Consider the following 1,015-nt stretch of genomic DNA (forward strand, 5'->3'; position numbering starts at 1 on the left):
GCATCTGTCCCGACGGCGGAAGACTGGGCCTCCAAGCATCAAGGATTGGAAGGATTGGCGATCGTCAGTGTCCACGAGGCTTTCGGCTTGGGCCAGGAGTTTAATCGACATCTGTTGCAGACCATGTCATCTAGGACACCGTGATCGGATATCGACCCAATGTTCTACGGCACCGGCATCGGATTCGCAGCGCGCGGATTGAACTCGGCGAAACGGTATATGCATTGCCGTGAACCGACCAAAAGGAGGTGTTCGATGAACGCCTACACGGTGTCCCGGCTGGCCCTTGATGCCGGGGTGAGCGTGCATATCGTGCGCGACTACCTGCTGCGCGGATTGCTGCGGCCAGTCGCCTGCACCACGGGTGGCTACGGCCTGTTCGATGACGCCGCCTTGCAGCGACTGTGCTTCGTGCGGGCCGCCTTCGAGGCGGGCATCGGCCTCGGCGCATTGGCGCGGCTGTGCCGGGCGCTGGATGCGGCGAACTGCGATGAAACTGCCGCGCAGCTTGCTGTGCTGCGTCAGTTCGTCGAACGCCGGCGCGAAGCGTTGGCCAATCTGGAAGTGCAGTTGGCCGCCATGCCGACCGCGCCGGCACAGCATGCGGAGAGTTTGCCATGAACAGCCCCGAGCGCATGCCGGCCGAGACACACAAGCCGTTCACCGGCTACCTGTGGGGTGCGCTGGCGGTGCTCACCTGTCCCTGTCATTTGCCGATTCTCGCCATTGTGCTGGCCGGCACGACGGCCGGCGCGTTCATCGGCGAGCACTGGGGTATTGCAGCCCTCACGCTGACCGGCTTGTTTGTCCTGTCTGTGACGCGGCTGCTGCGGGCCTTCAGAGGTCGATCATGAGCGCTTCCCAGCCAATTGAATGGACAGTGGCGCAACTGGCGCAGGCGGTCGAGCGCGGGCAGCTTGAGCTGCACTACCAGCCGATTGTCGATTTGCGCAGTGAGCAGATTGTCGGCGCGGAAGCCCTGTTGCGCTGGCGTCATCCGACGCTCGGACTGTTG

Annotated in this window: 3 protein-coding genes and 1 pseudogene; all 4 read left to right on the forward strand. The window is 63.3% G+C overall.

All coding sequences use genetic code 11. The annotated features are described in order from the left end of the window. Positions 1-144 (forward strand): annotated as a pseudogene (locus tag R8N49_RS25275) (alkylmercury lyase); the annotation flags it as partial. A 111-nt stretch (positions 145-255) separates the two neighbouring features. Beyond that, positions 256-621: a mercury resistance co-regulator MerD gene (merD, locus tag R8N49_RS25280; RefSeq protein ID WP_000995361.1), complete on the forward strand. Its 366-nt coding sequence runs from the start codon at positions 256-258 to the stop codon at positions 619-621. Continuing rightward, positions 618-854: a broad-spectrum mercury transporter MerE gene (gene merE, locus R8N49_RS25285; RefSeq protein ID WP_001087810.1), complete on the forward strand. Its 237-nt coding sequence runs from the start codon at positions 618-620 to the stop codon at positions 852-854. The genes merD and merE overlap by 4 nt, the downstream gene beginning before the upstream one ends. After that, positions 851-1,015 (forward strand): EAL domain-containing protein (locus R8N49_RS25290; RefSeq protein WP_412034907.1); only part of this gene is annotated, 165 nt, incomplete at its 3' end. The genes merE and R8N49_RS25290, both read left to right, overlap by 4 nt.

The sequence above is a fragment of the Vibrio sp. 1978 genome, from assembly GCF_033344345.1.